Source organism: Mameliella sp. CS4 (assembly GCF_019392335.1).
Lineage (GTDB): Bacteria > Pseudomonadota > Alphaproteobacteria > Rhodobacterales > Rhodobacteraceae > Antarctobacter.
The window spans coordinates 325,216-342,358 of the sequence record NZ_JAHXRQ010000001.1; the positions used below are offsets into that span (position 1 = coordinate 325,216).

The 17,143-nt window shown below is 64.8% G+C and carries 16 protein-coding genes; 8 read left to right on the forward strand and 8 right to left on the reverse strand.

Annotated features, from left to right (window positions below; all coding sequences use genetic code 11):
* Positions 1 to 107 precede the first annotated feature (107 nt).
* Positions 108 to 2,177 carry a 4Fe-4S binding protein gene (locus tag KZZ07_RS01485; RefSeq protein WP_219511604.1) on the forward strand — a complete coding sequence of 690 codons (2,070 nt, stop codon included), beginning with the start codon at positions 108 to 110 and terminating at the stop codon, positions 2,175 to 2,177.
* A complete protein-coding gene (locus tag KZZ07_RS01490; protein ID WP_219511618.1) occupies positions 2,174 to 3,058 on the forward strand; it encodes an FAD:protein FMN transferase in 885 nt (294 codons plus the stop codon). Before KZZ07_RS01485 ends, KZZ07_RS01490 begins: the two co-directional genes overlap by 4 nt.
* A 121-nt stretch (positions 3,059 to 3,179) precedes the next feature.
* Here the strand turns inward: KZZ07_RS01490 and KZZ07_RS01495 are convergent, their stop codons facing one another.
* From KZZ07_RS01495 to pedF, 7 genes are all read right to left on the reverse strand, one after another.
* Positions 3,180 to 3,971 carry an FAD binding domain-containing protein gene (locus KZZ07_RS01495; protein ID WP_219511621.1) on the reverse strand — a complete coding sequence of 264 codons (792 nt, stop codon included), beginning with the start codon at positions 3,969 to 3,971 and terminating at the stop codon, positions 3,180 to 3,182.
* Between the two features lie 56 nt (positions 3,972 to 4,027).
* Positions 4,028 to 6,397, reverse strand: coding sequence for a xanthine dehydrogenase family protein molybdopterin-binding subunit (locus KZZ07_RS01500; RefSeq protein ID WP_219511632.1), 2,370 nt, complete (start codon positions 6,395 to 6,397; stop codon positions 4,028 to 4,030).
* A 40-nt stretch (positions 6,398 to 6,437) separates the two neighbouring features.
* The gene (locus tag KZZ07_RS01505; RefSeq protein ID WP_219511635.1) at positions 6,438 to 6,632 is read right to left on the reverse strand and encodes a hypothetical protein; all 195 of its coding nucleotides are present in this window, start codon (positions 6,630 to 6,632) and stop codon (positions 6,438 to 6,440) included.
* 14 nt (positions 6,633 to 6,646) lie between these two features.
* A complete protein-coding gene (locus KZZ07_RS01510; RefSeq protein WP_219511636.1) occupies positions 6,647 to 7,132 on the reverse strand; it encodes a (2Fe-2S)-binding protein in 486 nt (161 codons plus the stop codon).
* A 52-nt stretch (positions 7,133 to 7,184) separates the two neighbouring features.
* Entirely contained in the window at positions 7,185 to 7,712 is a 528-nt protein-coding gene (locus KZZ07_RS01515; RefSeq protein ID WP_219511639.1) for an SRPBCC family protein, read from the reverse strand.
* A 68-nt stretch (positions 7,713 to 7,780) separates the two neighbouring features.
* Positions 7,781 to 8,686 (reverse strand): substrate-binding periplasmic protein, encoded by a 906-nt coding sequence (locus KZZ07_RS01520; RefSeq protein WP_219511641.1) that lies wholly within the window; start codon positions 8,684 to 8,686, stop codon positions 7,781 to 7,783.
* A 1-nt stretch (position 8,687) separates the two neighbouring features.
* Positions 8,688 to 9,371: a cytochrome c-550 PedF gene (gene pedF, locus KZZ07_RS01525; protein WP_219511654.1), complete on the reverse strand. Its 684-nt coding sequence runs from the start codon at positions 9,369 to 9,371 to the stop codon at positions 8,688 to 8,690.
* Positions 9,372 to 9,529: 158 nt separating this feature from the next.
* Here pedF and KZZ07_RS01530 point away from each other — a divergent pair, with 158 nt between their 5' ends.
* The 6 genes from KZZ07_RS01530 (at position 9,530) to KZZ07_RS01555 (ending at position 16,351) form a co-directional block, all read left to right on the forward strand.
* Positions 9,530 to 10,690 (forward strand): ABC transporter substrate-binding protein, encoded by a 1,161-nt coding sequence (locus KZZ07_RS01530; protein WP_219511658.1) that lies wholly within the window; start codon positions 9,530 to 9,532, stop codon positions 10,688 to 10,690.
* Positions 10,691 to 10,698: 8 nt separating this feature from the next.
* Positions 10,699 to 11,685, forward strand: a complete 987-nt coding sequence (locus KZZ07_RS01535; RefSeq protein ID WP_255564098.1) for a YVTN family beta-propeller repeat protein — start codon at positions 10,699 to 10,701, stop codon at positions 11,683 to 11,685.
* 102 nt (positions 11,686 to 11,787) lie between these two features.
* Positions 11,788 to 12,324 (forward strand): tetratricopeptide repeat protein, encoded by a 537-nt coding sequence (locus KZZ07_RS01540; protein WP_219511673.1) that lies wholly within the window; start codon positions 11,788 to 11,790, stop codon positions 12,322 to 12,324.
* A 315-nt stretch (positions 12,325 to 12,639) separates the two neighbouring features.
* Positions 12,640 to 13,041, forward strand: coding sequence for a c-type cytochrome (locus KZZ07_RS01545; protein ID WP_219511676.1), 402 nt, complete (start codon positions 12,640 to 12,642; stop codon positions 13,039 to 13,041).
* A gap of 245 nt (positions 13,042 to 13,286) precedes the next feature.
* Entirely contained in the window at positions 13,287 to 15,053 is a 1,767-nt protein-coding gene (locus KZZ07_RS01550; protein ID WP_219511678.1) for a PQQ-dependent methanol/ethanol family dehydrogenase, read from the forward strand.
* A gap of 512 nt (positions 15,054 to 15,565) precedes the next feature.
* Positions 15,566 to 16,351 (forward strand): TIGR00266 family protein, encoded by a 786-nt coding sequence (locus tag KZZ07_RS01555; RefSeq protein WP_219511686.1) that lies wholly within the window; start codon positions 15,566 to 15,568, stop codon positions 16,349 to 16,351.
* A 39-nt stretch (positions 16,352 to 16,390) separates the two neighbouring features.
* Here KZZ07_RS01555 and KZZ07_RS01560 read toward each other — a convergent pair whose 3' ends face one another.
* A complete protein-coding gene (locus tag KZZ07_RS01560; RefSeq protein ID WP_219511688.1) occupies positions 16,391 to 17,047 on the reverse strand; it encodes a GntR family transcriptional regulator in 657 nt (218 codons plus the stop codon).
* Positions 17,048 to 17,143: the final 96 nt, after the last annotated feature.

Sequence of the window (17,143 nt, forward strand, 5' to 3'; positions counted from 1 at the left end):
CGGATCACTTCGCCTAAGGTCGTAGATCAATCACCTTTGCGTCAGGCCACCCCAATCCGACCAAGGTCGCATAGGGGCGCGTTTCGGGCGGGCCTAGGGTCGCGGCCATGCGCGTGATCCTCACCTTTCTGACCTGTCTCTGCCTGCTGACCGGCACCGCCCGGGCCGACCTGATGAGCCGAGAGGCGCTGGCCGAACGGGTCATTCCGCCTTTCCTGCTGGGGGACCCCGTCAACGATAAAGGTGTCTGGACACTGGAGAATGCGGGCGGACAGACCGCGGGCTATGTGTTCGAGACCGAACCCCTGGCCCCCCTGCCCGGCTTTTCCGGCGCGCCGATCAACGTGCTGGTCATGCTGGACCTCGAAGGACAGTTCATCGACGTCCAGCTGATCGGCCATAATGAGCCGATTTTTGTCTCGGGCCTTGGGCAGGCCGCCTTTGAACAGTTCTTTACCCAGTACCGGGGGCAGTCGATCTCTGCCCCGCTGGTCGTCGGCACACCCTATGGCGAGACGCAGGGCAGCAGCGCACTGGTCTATCTGGACGGGGTGACAAAGGCGACGGCCAGCGTGCGGATCGCACATGAATCCATCCTGGCCGCAACGCTGCAGGTGGCCCGGGAAAAGATGCAGGGCGTGTCCAGCGGCCCGCCCGCCTTTCCAGATCCCGCAGTGGATGAGGACCTGACCTGGCAAGATCTGGTGGAACAGGGGCTTGCGACACGGCACCTGGTCAGCAATGCCGAGGTGAACAAGGCCTTTGCCGGCACGCTCTGGGAAGATGACGATCCCGGCGCAGAGGCCGACCCCGACGGTGCCTACCTGGATCTCTGGATCGTAGATATCGGCCCGCCCTCGATCGCACGGGCGGTTCTGGACGCGGAGTCGCTGGCCGAGCTGCAGGCCTTCTTGACGATCTCGGACCATGCAGAGCCGATCTTGCTGGTCGAAACCGGGCGACACGGGCTGATCACCGAAGAGTTCGTGCGCAACACCGCGCCCGATCTCGTCAGCGCGGAGCAGTTCGGCCTGCCGGTGGCCCTGCGCGACAGCGACCTCTTGTTTTCGCTGCGCGACGACCTGCCGGAGGCCCTGCAAGACGGCACGGCGATGATCCTGCGCACCGACCGGCGGCTGGGCTTTGACCCGACAGAACCCTGGACATTGCATGTCGAGGCGGTGCGCGCGCACGGCTCCTTCATGCCGCAGGTCGGCAGCGTGACGCTGTCCTCGACCCAGTCGACCGACGCGCGGTTCTTTGCCCGGGCCAAGGCGCCACGGTCGCTGCCGCCCTGGCGGGCGGCGCTGCGCGAGCGGCAGGCGGACATGATCGCCCTGGCGCTGGGGCTAACGGTGCTTTTGCCGGTCCTGTTCTGGCGGCAGTCGGCCTTGGCGGGGCTGGCAGGGTTCACGCCGGTCCGTCTGGGCATCCTTGCGGTCATGACCGGCTTTGTCGGCTGGTGGGGACAGGGACAACTGTCCATCGTGACGGTGATCGGGGTGATCCGCACCGCCTGGGAGGGGGGCAGCTATGCCTTCCTGCTTTACGATCCCTTCTCACTGCTGGTCTGGGGCGCGGCGATCCTTGGGTTTGTCCTCTGGGGGCGCGCCCTGTTCTGCGGCTGGCTGTGTCCCTTTGGAGCGATGCAGGAATTTGCCCATCACGTTGGCCGGTTGCTGCGCCTGCCAGAGGTGACGGTTCCCGCGCGTTGGGACACGCGGCTGAAACGGCTCAAATACCTGGTGCTGGCCGGTCTGGTGGCGCTGATCTTCGTGGCCCCGGGCGCGCTGGACACGGCGGTGGAGGTCGAACCCTTCAAGACCGCGGTCACCACCTATTTCCTCCGCGAGTGGTACTACGTCGCCTATGCGGTGGGGCTGCTGGTGCTGTCTGCGGTCGTCTTCAAGGGGTTCTGCCGCTACCTTTGCCCGCTGGGCGCGCTGATGGCGTTGGGTGGATTGCTGCGCGGGCGCGACTGGATCGCGCGGCGCGCGGAATGCGGCAGCCCCTGCCAGCTGTGCGCGGTCCGGTGCAAGTACCAGGCGATCCCCAGATCGGGCCGGGTCGACTATGCCGAGTGCTTTGGCTGCCTCGACTGCGTGAAGATCCACGATGATCCCGCGCAATGCGTGCCACTGGTGCTGAAGGCACGCGACAGGAAGAGGGCGGCATGAAACGGCGGCGATTTCTGACAATCAGCGCGGCGATGGCGCTTGTTCCCGAGGGGCTGGCCGCCGAAGAGCGCCGCTGGACAGGGCAGGCGCTGGGTGCCGAAGTGTCGATTGCGCTGTTTGGCCCGGCAGAGCGGACTGTGGCGGCGCTGAAAGACTGTACCGCCCTGCTGCAAGAGATCGAGGCAGAATTCAGCCTGTACGATCCCGCGTCGGCCCTGTCGCAACTGAACCGCGACGGCATTCTGCCACGGCCTTCGCCGAACATGCACTTTCTCCTCGGGCTGGTGGGCGAGCTGAACCGAATGACCCTCGGCCGCTTTGACCCGACGGTGCAACCGTTGTGGCTGGCTCTGGCCAATGGCGGGGATGTCGCGGCGGCGCGACAGTCCATCGGGTGGCGCCGTGTCCGGACCTCCGTGGCCCGAATCGAACTGGCGCCGGGACAGGCCCTGACACTGAACGGGATCGTACAGGGCTTTGCCACCGACCTCGTGACCGGGGTGCTGGAGGCGCACGGCTTTGAACGCGCGCTGGTACAGGTCGGAGAGATGCGCGGCTTGGGCGGGCCCTGGACCGTTGGCATTTCCGATCCTGTGGCGGGCCTTGTCACGACACGGGATCTGACCAGCCGGGCCATTGCGACCTCAAGCCCCTCTGCCCTGATGCTGGGCGACAATGGCCATATCCTGGACCCGATTGAAGAAAGCGCGCCGCGCTGGTCGACCGTCAGCGTCGAAGCCGGGTCCGCAGCGCTGGCGGACGGGTTGTCCACGGCGCTTGTTTTTGCCGACCTGGCCGAGGTGAAACGGATCAAGGCAGAGGCGCCCGGGGATATCCGTGTCCTGCTGGTTGATGCCGAGGGCAATCTGCGGACGGTGTAGAGGGGGCGCTGCCCCCGTCTCCCTGCGGTCGACTCCCCCGGAGATATTTTTGGCCCAAAGAAACACTTGGCATGAAAAACCCCCGGCTTGGGACCGGGGGTTCGAAGTTCTTGAAGCTGGCTTAGCTGGCCGCAGCAACCGCGCGCTTGGTCATCACGCCGACAAGGTGGGCGCGATAGGCGCCGGTGCCGTGCAGGTCCGAGATCATGCCATCGGCGGGCACCGAAAGACCGGCCACCGCGTCGGGCGAGAAGTTGGACGACAGCGCCTGTTCCGCCTCGGTCCAGCGGAAGACGCCGTTTTCAGAGGCCCCCGTCACCGCGACCCGCACGCCGTCGGCGTATTTCGCCACGAAGACAGCGGTCAGCGCAAAACGCGAGGCGGGCTGTTCGAACTTCGCGTAGCCCGCCGCCTCCGGCACCGGGAAACGGACCGAGGTGATGATCTCACCCTCTTCCAGCGCGGTGGTGAACATGCCCTGGAAATAGTCGTCCGCCGCGATCTCGCGATTGTTGGTCACGATGGTCGCGCCCGAGCCCAGCGCCGCCGCCGGGTAGCAGGCGGACGGGTCGTTGTTGGCAAGGCTGCCGCCGATGGTGCCGCGATTGCGGACCGCCGGATCGCCGATGCCGCCGGCCAGCTTGGCCAGTCCCGGGTAATGCGCCGCCGCCTCTGCCGCGACGGTGGCGTGGGTGGTGCCGCCGCCGATGGTCAGGTCGCCGTTGTCCTCGCGGCAGACGCCCTTCATCTCTTCGATGCCGGACAGGCTGACCAGCACCGACGGCATCGCCAGGCGCTGTTTCAGTGTCGGGATCAGGGTCTGGCCGCCGCTGAGGGCCTGCGCCTCGTCCTGGCCCAGGGCCGAAACCGCATCGGCCACGCTGCTGGGCCGTACCATGTCGAAAGAATACATCTCTTATCCTCCTGTTGATCTCCCCCGGCCCTATTATCCAGGGCCGGGGGCGGGGATTATCCGTTCATCGCCGCCCAGACGCGCGAGGGCGACACGGGCATATCGATGTGCTCGACCTTGTGACCGCCGGACTGCAGCGCGTCGATCACCGCGTTGACGACCGTCGGCGGCGAGCCGATGGCTCCGGCCTCGCCACAGCCCTTCACACCCAGCGGGTTATGCGTGCAAGGCGTCTGGCAGGAGTGGTCCACGGTATAGTTCGCCATGTGCGGCAAGTTGTCGGCGCGCGGCATCGCGTAGTCCATGTAGGACGCGCTCAGCAGCTGGCCGTTCTCGTCGTAGGCGCAGTTTTCCAGCAGCGCCTGGCCGATGCCCTGGGCGATGCCGCCGTGCACCTGGCCTTCGACGATCATCGGGTTGATGACGTTGCCGAAATCATCCGCCGAAACGAACTTCTCGATGGTCACTTCGCCGGTCTCGGGGTCAAGCTCGACCTCGCAGGCATAGGCGCCCGCCGGGTAGGTGAAGTTCGAGGGATCGTAGAAGGCGGTTTCCTCCAGCCCCGGTTCGATGTCCTCGAGCGGGTAGTTGTGCGGCACGTAAGCGGCGAGCGTCACATCCCCCCAAGCCACGGATTTATCCGTGCCCGCGACCGAAAACTGACCGTCCTTCAGCTCGATGTCCGTTTCCGCGGCTTCGAGCAGGTGGGCGGCAATCTTCTTGGCCTTGTTGATGATCTTCTCTGTCGCGCGGACCATGGCCGAGCCGCAGACCGCGATCGAGCGCGAGCCATAGGTGCCCATGCCGAAGGGGATCTTGCTGGTATCGCCATGCACGATGTCGATCATCGATTCGTCGATGCCCAGCATTTCTGCAACCACCTGCGGGAAGGCGGTTTCATGACCTTGGCCGTGGCTGTGTGCGCCGACCATGACGCTGATCGAGCCGGTGGCGTTCACCCGCACGGTCGCCGCGTCATACAGACCCGCACGCGCGCCCAGCTGACCCACGAGGTTCGACGGCGCGATGCCGCAGGCCTCGATGAAGCAGTTGACGCCCAGGCCCCGCAGCATGCCCTTGGCCTCGCTTTCGGCGCGGCGGGCGGCAAAGCCCGGGATGTCCATCAGCTCTTCCATCTTGTCCATCGTGGCACCGTAATCGCCGGTGTCATAGGCCACGGCGACGGGTGTCTCGTAGGGGAACTCGGTGATGAAGTTCTGGCGGCGCAGCGCGATGGGATCGGCCCCCAGCTCGCGCGCGGCCTTGTCGATCACCCGCTCCAGCTGGAAAGTCGCCTCGGGGCGGCCGGCGCCGCGATAGGCATCGACCGGAACCGTGGTGGTAAAGACCGCCTTGACGTTCACCTGTACAGCGGGCGTCTTGTAATTGCCGGCCATCAGAGTGCCGTGCAGCCAGGTCGGCACCGACGACGAGAAGGTCGACAGGTAGGCACCCATGTTGGCGTAGGTGTCGGTGCGCACGGCAGTAAAGTTGTTGTCCGCGTCCAGCGCCAGTTCGATCTTGGTCACGTGGTCACGGCCATGCGCGTCCGACATGAAAGCCTCGGACCGGCTGGCCGTCCATTTCACCGGGCGGTTGATCTGCCGCGCCGCGAAGGTGCAAAAAGCCTCTTCGGCATAGTGGAAGATCTTGGTGCCGAAACCGCCGCCCACGTCGGGCGCCACGACGCGCAGCTTGTGTTCCGGGATGCCGAGGACAAAGGCGCCCATCAGCAGACGGATCACATGCGGGTTCTGCGAGGTGGTGTAGAGCGTGGATTCATCGTTGGCGCGGGAATAGTCGCCCACGGCCACGCGCGGCTCCATCGGGTTGGCCACGAGGCGGTTGTTGACCAGCTCCAGCGTGGTCACATGCGCCGCTTCGGCAAAGGCCTTGTCGGTGGTTTCCGTGTCGGTGCCGAACTGCCAGTCATAGCAGAGGTTGTCCGACAGATCGTCGTGCACCTTGGTGGCGCCATCGGTCAGCGCGGCCTTCATGTCGACGACGGCGGGCAGTTCCTCGATGTCCAGCTCGATGGCCTCGGCGGCGGTGCGCGCCTCTTCGAGGCTCTCGGCCACAACGGCGGCAACCGGGTCACCGACGTGACGGACCTTGCCCTGGGCAAGGACCGGGTGGGCCGGTTCCTTCATCGGGTCGCCGTTCTTGTCAGTCACCTGCCAGCCGCAGGGCAGACCGCCGACGCCTTCGAAATCGGCGCCGGTAAAGATGCGCACGACGCCGGGCATCTGGGACGCCTCTTCGGTATCGACCTTGTTGATCTTGCCATGCGCCATATCCGAGCGCAGGAAGTAGACATAGGCCTGTCCGTGCAGGTTGATGTCGTCGGTGTAATTGCCGGCGCCGGTCAGAAAGCGGACGTCTTCGCGCCGCTTCGGGCTTGCGCCAATGCCATGATCCTTCGGCATGGTATTCCTCCCTAGGGGTGACGGACCGAGGTCCGATAACTCATTTCTTGCGATCCCGGGCCCTCAGCCAACGCCCCGCAGCGTATGCGAAGACGAAAAGCAGAATCGGGCCCGGCAGCTCGACGAGATTCAGCCAATGGGGCGCAGGGTCGATCCAGTCGACGACACGATCCCAACCGAAGGAGATCGCCAAGAAGATCCCGCCGATCAGACCGAGTTCGACAACAAATCGCACGCGCCCGCCTCACCTCACTCGGCCGCGATGCCCGAGACGTCCTGTCCGGACGCGGCCAGGATCGCCTTGACGATGTTGTGGTAGCCGGTGCAGCGGCAGATGTTGCCTTCGAGGTAGTCACGCACCTCGGCCTCGGTCGGCTTGGGGTTTTCCTTGAGCAGCGAGGCCGCCGCCATGACCATGCCCGGGGTGCAGAATCCGCATTGCAGCCCGTGATGATCCTGGAAGGCCTGCTGGATCACGTTCAGCGCCCCGTCGGCATTGGCCTGACCCTCGATGGTCGAGACCTCGGCGCCGTCCGCTTCGCCCGCGAACATGGTGCAGGCTTTCACGAGGTTGCCGTTGACGTGGATGTTGCAGGCGCCGCACTGCGAAGTATCACAGCCCACGTGGGTGCCGGTCAGCCGCAGTTCGTCGCGCAGGAAATCGGTCATCAGCGTGTTGCCCTTGACCGACTTGGTGACGGATTTCCCGTTCACCGTCATGGTTACTTCTGCCATCGCTATCCTCCCTGGATAAAATGTCTTGTCTGGGTATCTGGATACTGCCGGTTCAGCCCTTCACGAGCCGTTTGAACCAGCCTTTCTTGTGGTTTTCATCGCCATCCGCGCCGGGCTCCGCCGCGTCCGGATCTGCCGGGCCCTCGACCGCGTCCTGGAAGTTCTGAAAGAACTGGTCCGCCATCTTCTTGGCAAAGCCGTCGATGATCCGGCTGCCCAGCTGCGCCAGCTTGCCACCAACCTTGGCCTCGACCTCGTAGGTCAGCAGGGTGCCGCCATCGGCGGTCTCTGCCAGGTCGACCTTGGCCCCGCCTTTGGCGAAACCGGCAGCCCCACCCTTGCCCTCGCCGTTCAGCGTGACCGAGTTCGGCTTGTCCACGTCGGCCAGTGTGACCTGGCCCTTGAAGGTCGCCTTCACCGGGCCGACTTTCTGCACCACGGTCGCCTCGAAGCCTTCTTCGGCCGATCCGGTCATCTCGGTGCAGCCCGGCACGCAGGCCTTGAGCACCTCGGGATCGAGGATCGCCTGCCACACCACGTCGCGCGAGGCCGCGATCTCGCGGCTGTCACTCATCTGCATCTCTCAACCCTCTTCCTTGTGACGGGTGCCGCAAGGCAGCCCCGTTCTCCTGTCTCCCTACGGATTACTCAACGCTCAGGTGGCGTGAAACTCAACCCGTAGCTTTCGAAAATCGCCGCGATACGCCCGTCGTCAAGCGCGGCATAGATCGCATCGTCCACGGCATAACCTAGCGGACGATAACGGAAATTCACACCCAATCCGATGGTCCACTTGCCCACCGAGAAGCCGGGCAAGGGCGGCTGGTGCACGGCCAGGTTTTCGGTCAGGCCGTATTCCAGCTGTGCCAGCGGCCCCATCGCCGCCTTCACCTCGCCCTCTGCCAGCGCCGCCATCGCCTGCGCGGTGGTCGGGAATCGCCGGATATTGGCGTTCAACTGCCCCCCCGCCAGCGATGTCAGGTAGAAATCGGCAATCGAGTCGTTTTCCACCGCGACGGTATCAAAGCGGAAATAGGCCGGAACCGGTTTTTCCTCTGGGTAGGCCGCCTTGTCATAGGCAATGGCGATCCCCTCGGTCTGATACTGGCCGGTAAAGGCCACCTGTTCGACCCGGCAGGTAAAGGCGCTGTCGTAGGGCACGCGCAGCATCACGTTGGACACGGCACCGCCCACCAAGGGCCCTTTCCACAGGTAGTTGCGCAGGTCGGCGTCCAGATTCTCGCCCGCCGCCACGAACTTGAAGCGCGGCGCGACCCCCAGATCCTCGGCGATCAGGCGCCCGATCTCGATGTCGACGCCGCGCGCTTTGCCATTTTCTTCGAAGGAATAGGGCGGGTAATCCTCGTAGACGGCAAATTCGATCCAGCCGCGCTCCATGATCTGGTCGATGTCCTGACCGACGATGTCGCGGCTGGCGTTTTGGGGTTTCGGCTGTGGCACCCAGTCTTCGCAGCGCGCCTGGACGGCGCCCGCGATACCGGCCCAGAGGCCGGCCAACAGGCACAGTTTCAGCAAGGGGCGCGCCGCGATCATGTCAGTGCGCCGCCGACAGGCCGATGGTCAGCGCCTCGGCCGCGTGACGATACCCCTCGGAGGTGCCGTCGATCAGCGCAGACGCGCGGTAGGCCGCGCTGTCGGCCACGGGCGCGCCGCTGAGCGTCTCGATGCCCGCTGCGATCTCGTCCAGCTTGGCCTTCATGCCATCGGGATCCGCGCCAGAGGCATCCTCGGACCAGGCGGCCAGCTGGTCGCGCAGCACCTTCAGCTCGGGCGTCAGTTCGGCCACCTGTTCATCGTCCGGGCGCGCCTCGATATAGGTGCGGATCGCCCAGGCCGCCTTCTGGCCCAGCAGCTCGCCGAAGGCGGGCATCTTGGTAGTGCCGTTCTGGGTATAGCCGTGGCGGAACCGCTCGACGTACCATTCGTCGCCGTATTCCTCGGCCTCCAAGAACCGCAGGTCGGGCGCCAGCCCGCCCGAGATCACCTGGAGCCCGTGGCAGCGCGCGCAGTTCTGGTTGTAACCGGAAGAGCCGATCTCGACAGCGGTCCAGTAGACTTCGTCTCCGTGGTCCCGGTAGGGGTTTTCGGTCAGCCATTCGTCGCCCACCTCTGGCAGGGCGTCGGTATTGACGGGCTGCGGGGCAACGTCCCCATGCGACAGCGCAATCGTGGCGCCGAACATCAAGGCCAGGCTCAGTGCAATGGTCTTGCGGGTCATGTGCGTGTTTCCTCCTCGGTGCGATTGCCCTTTTCTTAGGGGGCCGTCTCGCACCGAAGCTATTGGACCTAAGTCCCAAGCCACGCGGAACCACGACCAAGGTCCTATTCCGCTCGCAGGTGCGGTGCATACTTTCGTGCCAAGGGAGGACTTCACCAATGTTTCTGCGCCTGGCCACGGCCCTGTGCCTGAGCGCATCGGCGGCCGTTGCCGATGTCTCTGTAACGATTCACTACCTCCGGCAAGAGGTCGAACAGCCCCCCGTCCTGTCCAACCTCGACCCGATTCCCGGGGACCTTGGCCTGAAAGGCGCCGAACTGGGCCTGGCCGACAATGCCACGACGGGTCGGTTTCTGGGCCAGACCTGGGCGCTGGAGGTGACAGAGGTGCCCGTCGGCGGCGATCTCGCGGCGGCAGCACGGGCGGCACTGGCGACCACCGACCTGATCGTGCTGGACGCCCCCGCCGATGCGGCCCTGGCCCTGGCCGACCTGCCCGAGGCGGCGGGCGCCCTGATTTTCAACAGTGCCGCACCCGATGACCGCCTGCGCGGCGCGGACTGCCGCGCCAACCTGCTGCACACTCTGCCCAGCAATGCCATGCGCACCGATGCCCTGGCCCAGTTCCTGCTGAACCGCCGCTGGGACGACCTGGCCATGATCACCGGCACGCACCCGGACGATACCGCCTTTGCCGAAGCGTTGCGCAACAGCCTGACCAAGTTCGGCATGCGGCTGAAGTCGGAAAAGACATGGGCCTTCGACGCCGACATGCGGCGCACCGCCAGCCAGGAAGTGCCGCTCTTCACCCAGGACCTGAAGGATCACGATGTCCTGCTGATCGCGGACGAGATCCATGATTTCGGCCGCTACATCGCCTACAACACCTGGACGCCCCGCCCCGTTGCCGGCTCCGAAGGGCTGGTGCCCGTGGCCTGGGCGCAGGTGGTGGAACAATGGGGCGCGGCACAGCTGCAGTCCCGCTTCACCGACCTGGCCGCGCGCCCGATGCGGTCGCGCGACTATGCCGCCTGGGCCGCCGTGCGTGCAATCGGAGAGGCCGTCACCCGCACCGGCGCCGCCGACACCGCGACCCTGCGCGCCTACCTGCTGGGCCCGGATTTCGAACTGGCCGGCTTCAAGGGGCGCCCGCTGTCGTTCCGCGACTGGAACGGCCAGCTGCGCCAGCCGATTCCGCTGGTCACACGCCGCGCCGTGGTGGCGCAGGCCCCGCTTGAGGGCTTCCTCCACCAGGTCAACGAACTCGACACATTGGGCCGCGACGCCCCCGAATCCGATTGCCCGGCATTCGGAAAGTGAGGACCGACATGATGTTTCTTCTTGGCAAAAACACCCACAAGACCCTCACCGCTTGCCTTGCCGCCTGCCTGCTGGGCGCGCCTGTCGCCGCCGAGGAAATCTGGGTCACCAACGAAAAGGACGACACGATCAGCGTGATCGACGTCGCCACGCTCGAGGTGGTGCGCACCATTCCCACGGGGGATCGCCCGCGTGGCATCACCTTCAGCCACGATCACAGCGTGGTCTACATCTGCGCCTCGGACAGCGACACGGTTCAGGTCATGGACCCGGACACCGGCGAGGTCCTGTTCGACCTGCCCTCGGGCGAAGACCCGGAACAATTTGTCCTGCATCCGGACAACCGGCACCTCTACATCGCCAATGAGGATGACGCGATCACCACCGTCGTCGACGTGGTCAGCCGCACCGTCGTCGCCCAGATCGACGTGGGCATCGAACCCGAGGGCATGGCCGTCTCGCCCGATGGCAAGCTGGCAATCACCACGTCGGAAACCACCAACATGGCACATTGGATCGACACCGAGACCCGCGAACTGGTCGCCAATACATTGGTCGATTCGCGCCCCCGCCACGCGGAATTCGCCGCCGGGGGGACGCAGCTCTGGGTGTCTGCGGAAATCGGCGGCACGGTCAGCGTCTTCGACGTCGAAACCAAGGCAGAGCTGGCCAAGATCGACTTTGCCGTCAAGGGCGTCCACCCCGACCGCGTGCAACCCGTGGGCTTCGAATTCGACGGCGAGGAAAAGACCGCCTTTGTCGCGCTGGGACCGTCCAACCACGTTGCTGTGGTCAACGCCGAGACCTTCGAGGTCGAACAATACATCCTCGTCGGGCGCCGCGTCTGGCACATGGCCTTCAACAGCGACAAGTCGCTGCTGTTCACCACAAATGGTATCTCGGGAGACGTGACGGTGATCGACGTGGCCAAGCGCGAGGCGATCAAGACCATCAAGGTTGGGCGCTTCCCCTGGGGCGCCGCGCTGCGCCCCTGATCGCCCTGCACGGGGTCGGGTGATGGTCACTGCGGCCCGACACGCTAAGTTACACTGTATCGCGGCGGCAAACCGCGCCGTGAGCCGCGAAAGGAGGATGCGATGCGCATGACGACGCTGGCGATCTGCGCCACACTCGCCACCGCCGCCTGGGCCGAGGAGGACCTGGGCACTCTCAACCCGCCCGAAATGGGCATGGACCGGGTGATCGACAACATCCGGCGTGGTCAGACCGACATGACCACCTGCGCCTCGGGTTATCACTTCACCAAGAAGGGCGACCACGCCGATGCGCGCGAGATCTTTCGGCTCTGCGCCGAACAGGGCGGCTACACGGCAGCGATGACCTGGATGGGCCAGTTGCAGAACAACGGCCTGGGTGGTGACTATGACCCCGATGCCGCCGCCGAATGGGACCGCCGCGCCGCCGAGGCGGGCGATCCGGTCGGCCAGTTCAACTATGGGCTGGCGCTGATCCGGGGGCATGGCGTCGCCCGGGACGAGGCTGCGGGCCGCGCGATGGTAGACCGCGCCGCAAAGGCGGGCCTGCCGGTCGCCCGGCGCCTGCAGGGCGCGGGATATGACCTCGACGAGGTAACACCCGACGCGGACAACTGGAAATACGCGCCGCTCTTCTAGTCGGACACCCCGCCGCGGGGGCAAAGAGACCGGCGCAGAGGATGGGTCTGCGCCGGCCACCCCGCAAGGCCCTGGATAAGGGACCCTTGCCGCCGCGGGCAACGATCCCTCGGGGAGTCCGGGCGCCTTGCCGGGACTCTGCGGGTGGACAGGGCCGGTCCGCGTGCGGACAAACACAGCCGGGTACACCGTCCATGATCATGATCAATCGCCCGGCGCGCAGGAATACGACCAAAGCAGTGGATGGCTTTTGCCCGTGAACGGCAGAGGATCGCGCCAGGACCAGGGAATCGCGCACCTCACTGGAGATCTGACATGAAGACCGCCCTTATTCTCGCCGCCGCCCTCATCGCCGGGCCGGCCTGCGCCGATACTTTCGAGGAGATCAAGATTTCCGCCGGCAAGGCCCTGTTCGACAGCGAATGCCGCCGCTGCCACGCGGTCGACGCCGACCATGCCTCTTACGGGCCGCCGCTGGAAAACGTCATCGGCCGCGCCGCGGGCAGCTATCCCGACTACGACTATTCCATCGCGCTCGAGGCCTCTGGCATCGTCTGGACGCCCGCCGCCCTGCGCGCCTGGATGGAAGACAACGACGGGTTCATGCCCGGCACCAAGATGCGTCACGTGGGTATCGAAGACCGCACTGTGCAGGATTTCATCCTGTCCTACCTGGTCAGCATCACCACCCAGGACAACGGCGCGATTTCCGACTGATCGCCCCCGGTACCGCAACGCAAAGGGCAGCCCCCGGGCTGCCCTTTTTTTCGTTGTGACCGCGCCGCGCTCTCCCCTGGTTCGAGTCACGCGCGCGTCATGCCCGACACCGCTTGTCAAGCGCGCGGCAGTCTTACGACCATTGTGCAATACCTCGCCACGCGGCTTCCCTGAATACTGTCTCCAGCGCCCGGGAGAGGGGCGCGTGTATCCACGTCGCCTGGGCGATGAAGGGAGGAAATCTCATGAACCGATTCATTCTGGCAGCCGCTGCCAGCATCCTGCTGACCGGCACAGCTGCCACGGCACAAGTAACCGAGGCCGATCTGGCCGACGACCAGACCATCACGACACAGGTCGTGACCAACGGCATGGGCCGCCATCTGCAGCGGTACAGCCCGCTGGACACGCTGAACAAGGACAATATCAAGTATCTTCAGGCCGCCTGGGCCTTCAGCTTTGGCGGTGAAAAGCAACGCGGGCAGGAAGCCCAGCCGATCATTTATGACGGCGTGATGTATGTCACCGGCTCCTACTCGCGGCTCTACGCCATCGACCTGAAAACCGGCAAGGAACTGTGGCAGTACGACGCCCGCCTGCCCGAAGGTATCCTGCCCTGCTGTGACGTGGTCAACCGCGGCGCCGCGATCTACGGCGACAAGATCATCTTCGGCACGCTGGACGCGCGCATCGTTGCGCTGAACAAGGACACCGGCGATGTCGTCTGGCGCGACAAGATCGCGGACTACAAGGCCGGCTATTCCTATACCGCCGCGCCGCTGATCGTCGACGGGCTGGTCATCACCGGCAACTCAGGCGGTGAATTCGGCATCGTCGGCACCGTGCAGGCCCGCAACATCGAAAACGGCGACCTGGTCTGGGAACGCCCGGTGATCGAAGGTCACATGGGCATGCTGAACGGCGAACCCTCGACCATGACCGGCACGCTGAACGCGACCTGGCCGGGCGACATGTGGAAGACCGGCGGCGGCGCCACCTGGCTGGGCGGCTCTTACGACGAACGCACCGACACGCTGATCTTTGGCGCGGGCAACCCGGCGCCCTGGAACAGCTGGCTGCGCGATGCGGGGCAAAAGAACGACGGCACCGGCGACAACCTCTATGCTGCCAGCCGCATCGGCATCGACCCCAAGACCGGCGAGATCAAGTGGCACTTCCAGACCACCCCGCGCGAGGGCTGGGACTATGACGGCGTGAACGAAGTGGTCGCCTACAACGACCGCGACGGCAACATGCGCCTGGCCACCGCCGACCGGAACGGCTTTTTCTACGTGCTCGACGCAGAGGATGGCGGGTTCATCTCGGCCACGCCCTTCGTCAAGGACATCACCTGGGCCGACGGCATTGATGAAAACGGCCGCCCGATCTTCAACGAGGACAACCGCCCCGGCGATCCCACCGCGGCCGCCGATGGCAAGAAGGGTGACGTGATCTTTGCCTCGCCCTCCTTCCTGGGTGGCAAGAACTGGATGCCGATGGCCTTCAGCCAGAAGACCGGCAATTTCTACGTGCCCTCGAACGAATGGGGCATGGATATCTGGAACGAGCCGATCACCTACAAGAAGGGCGCCGCCTATCTGGGGGCCGGGTTCACCATCAAGCCGAACTACGAGGACCACATCGGGTCGCTCAAGGCGATCGACCCCGACACCGGTGACCTGGTCTGGGAATACAAGAACGACGCACCGCTCTGGGGTGGCGTGATGACCACCGGTGGCGGCCTCGTCTTCACCGGCACGCCCGAGGGCAAGTTCATCGCTCTGGACGACGAGACCGGCGAGATTCTCTGGGAGTTCCAGACCGGCTCGGGCATCGTGGGTCAGCCCGTCACCTGGGAAATGGACGGCGAGCAGTATGTCACGATCGTCTCCGGCTGGGGCGGCGCGGTTCCGCTCTGGGGTGGCGAGGTTGCCAAGAAGGTGAACTACCTCAACCAGGGTGGCACCGTCTGGACCTTCAAGCTGCCCAAGGAACTGGCCAGCCTGCAGTAAGCCAGCACAAGGCATGAGGAAAAGGGCGTCCCGCGGGGCGCCCTTTTTTCGTCAGCACGAGAACCTGAACCTCGGGCAGGTTCCGAACACCTACATGGGACTGCTGGACGACAGAGGAATGTCCAGAACATCTGCGATCCAGGCAAGCAGCAAGAGCAGACCCGGCACCACGAAGACCATCAAGACCAGGCCGAGTGTCAGAACGGCCCAAACCACAAAGGAATGTCCTTTTGCCGGATCATATCCGCACCGGGGGCAGGCAGATCAAGTGAAGGGCCAATAGAAACCGCATTGCGGGCATTTCGAAATTGGGCGCAGAAGATAAGCATACCAAGCGCGTTTACGGGGAGCTGGACTCTCGATTCCTCCTGTCAAAGAGACTTGGCCAACCACATCGCCAGTCCCCCCGATGGTCTTGCAAGACCGTAAGGATGTCCGGACTGGACTGGGCGCGCACCACCAGTCTAGCCTTCGGGGGATTCCCTTTGCCCATACCTGAAAGGCAGTTTGAAATGCGGTGTCATGAAGTTGACTACGAGATTTTTGGCGATGACATGCAGATCGTCGAGGTGGAACTCGACCCTTCCGAGGTCGTGATCGCCGAGGCCGGGGCCATGAACTACATGGACGACGGGATCGGCTTTGAAACCCGTCTGGGCGATGGCGGACGCCCGTCCGCCGGGTTCATGGATTCCCTGTTGAACGTCGGCAAGCGCGTGCTGACCGGCGAATCGATCTTCATGACCCATTTCACCAACAACGGGCAGGGCAAAAAGCGCGTCGCCTTTGCCGCGCCCTATCCGGGCAAGATCATTCCCGTGAACATGGCCGAGATGGGCGAAGAACTGATCTGCCAGAAAGACGCCTTTCTCTGCGCCGCCTTCGGCACGACCACCGACATCGCCTTTCAGCGCAAGCTGGGGGCCGGGTTCTTTGGCGGCGAAGGGTTCATCCTGCAGCGTCTGAACGGCGACGGCATGGCCTTTATCCATATCGGCGGCACCGTCATCCGGCGCCAATTGCAGGCGGGCGAGGTTCTGCGCGTCGATACCGGCTGTCTGGCGGCGATGACCAGCGGCGTGCACTATGACATCGAACGGGCCGGCAACCTCAAGAGCATGGTGTTCGGCGGCGAGGGGATCTTTCTGGCCACGCTGCGCGGCCCGGGAACCGTCTTTCTGCAAAGCCTGCCCTTCTCGCGGCTGGCCGACCGCGTGCTGCGCGCCGCGGGTCCGGGCGGCAGCAAGGGCGAAGGGTCCGTGCTGGGCGGACTGGGGGACATGTTCGGCGACAGGTGATCCACGGTCACGGCCCGGCACCGCGTCACGCGGAACCGCTCAGCCGTGGATTCCCCACCAGCGCAGCGTTTGCAGGAAATGGAGGTCGATCGCCTCCATCACCGCCGGTTCGTCCCCGGCCTCGATGGCTGAAATAATGGCCAGGTGCTCTTCCATCGCCGAGGCAACGCGATCGGCGAGGAAGGGCCGCGTGTTCTGGATGATGGCGATGCGGGTGCGGTTCTCTTCGTAGCAGCGCCGCAGCAGCGGATTGTCCAGCTCTTCGGCGAGCGCGTCATGCAGGCTGAGATCCACGTCGATGGCATCGACAGCCTCTGCGGCGCCGATCCCGGCCTGCGCGCGGGCCAGAAGGGCCTCATGCGCCGCGCGCAACCCGGACCAGTCACGCCCCTTGCCGCGTGCCAGCAGGCGGCGCGCGCCTTCCTTGTCCAGCGTCGCGCGCATATCCATGCAGTTCCGCGTCGAGTCGAGGTCCGCAGACATCACTTGGATGCCGCGTTTTGGCAGGATCTCGACCAGGCCCTGGGCCTCGGCCCGCTTGACCGCCTCGCGAATCGACGAGATCGGAAATCCCAGGACGCTCACCAGTTGCTGCATCGAGTGAAAGCTGCTCGACGGCAACTCTCCACCTCTCAGCGCGTCGATGAGGGCGCCAAAGGCGCGCCTGCTCTGCGCTTCACCTCCTGCCTCTGTCATGTTTCCCTCCGGTTTTCTTTATATTTCCCACCACTTTCAAAAATATGCAAACAGACCCTTCTGAAAGCAATTATGGCATATCAATAAATATTTTAA

Bases quoted from the DNA above. Each gene is read 5' to 3' on its own strand.
- KZZ07_RS01520 (WP_219511641.1), bottom strand. From the start codon at position 8,686: ATGATCGCGGCGCGCCCCTTGCTGAAACTGTGCCTGTTGGCCGGCCTC.
- KZZ07_RS01540 (WP_219511673.1), top strand. From the start codon at position 11,788: ATGCGCATGACGACGCTGGCGATCTGCGCCACACTCGCCACCGCCGCC.
- pedF (WP_219511654.1), bottom strand. From the start codon at position 9,371: ATGACCCGCAAGACCATTGCACTGAGCCTGGCCTTGATGTTCGGCGCC.
- KZZ07_RS01555 (WP_219511686.1), top strand. From the start codon at position 15,566: ATGCGGTGTCATGAAGTTGACTACGAGATTTTTGGCGATGACATGCAG.
- KZZ07_RS01490 (WP_219511618.1), top strand. From the start codon at position 2,174: ATGAAACGGCGGCGATTTCTGACAATCAGCGCGGCGATGGCGCTTGTT.
- KZZ07_RS01485 (WP_219511604.1), top strand. From the start codon at position 108: ATGCGCGTGATCCTCACCTTTCTGACCTGTCTCTGCCTGCTGACCGGC.
- KZZ07_RS01535 (WP_255564098.1), top strand. From the start codon at position 10,699: ATGATGTTTCTTCTTGGCAAAAACACCCACAAGACCCTCACCGCTTGC.
- KZZ07_RS01530 (WP_219511658.1), top strand. From the start codon at position 9,530: ATGTTTCTGCGCCTGGCCACGGCCCTGTGCCTGAGCGCATCGGCGGCC.
- KZZ07_RS01510 (WP_219511636.1), bottom strand. From the start codon at position 7,132: ATGGCAGAAGTAACCATGACGGTGAACGGGAAATCCGTCACCAAGTCG.
- KZZ07_RS01515 (WP_219511639.1), bottom strand. From the start codon at position 7,712: ATGCAGATGAGTGACAGCCGCGAGATCGCGGCCTCGCGCGACGTGGTG.
- KZZ07_RS01545 (WP_219511676.1), top strand. From the start codon at position 12,640: ATGAAGACCGCCCTTATTCTCGCCGCCGCCCTCATCGCCGGGCCGGCC.
- KZZ07_RS01495 (WP_219511621.1), bottom strand. From the start codon at position 3,971: ATGTATTCTTTCGACATGGTACGGCCCAGCAGCGTGGCCGATGCGGTT.
- KZZ07_RS01500 (WP_219511632.1), bottom strand. From the start codon at position 6,397: ATGCCGAAGGATCATGGCATTGGCGCAAGCCCGAAGCGGCGCGAAGAC.
- KZZ07_RS01550 (WP_219511678.1), top strand. From the start codon at position 13,287: ATGAACCGATTCATTCTGGCAGCCGCTGCCAGCATCCTGCTGACCGGC.
- KZZ07_RS01560 (WP_219511688.1), bottom strand. From the start codon at position 17,047: ATGACAGAGGCAGGAGGTGAAGCGCAGAGCAGGCGCGCCTTTGGCGCC.